Source organism: Erwinia sp. 009765445, from assembly GCF_058137865.1.
The window spans coordinates 1-356 of sequence record NZ_JBYUWC010000066.1; the positions used below are offsets into that span (position 1 = coordinate 1).

Sequence of the window (356 nt, forward strand, 5' to 3'; positions counted from 1 at the left end):
GACGATCACACCAGAAATGTCCAGCAGCAGTGCGCCACGACTGGCCGTTTCTTTCGAATCACCACCACTGACCTGCATCCAAATCCCCACACCAACCAGTACGAGGAAAATAAAGAACAGGTTAAGTACCATTTCACGGACGAAATTCAGCAGACGCCACGTCCATTTAAAAAATCCGGCAATAAATCGCCAAAGGGTTCGCATGTATTCTCCCAACTTAAGGTCACACCTGTCACAGGCGCAATAGATGTGGTTATCGTAATGACCCAACCGGTACTTGTCAGCAGGAATTGCGGACTGTGCTGTAACAAAATCCACTCTCGTGTTAATTTTGTGAATAAATATCACGACAGGAG

At 46.6% G+C, this 356-nt stretch carries 1 pseudogene; it reads right to left on the reverse strand.

Annotation, left to right across the window (positions count from 1 at the left end):
• A pseudogene (locus AC3Y5R_RS24235) lies at nt 1-204 on the reverse strand (signal peptide peptidase SppA); the annotation flags it as partial.
• Between the last annotated feature and the right edge of the window lie 152 nt (nt 205-356).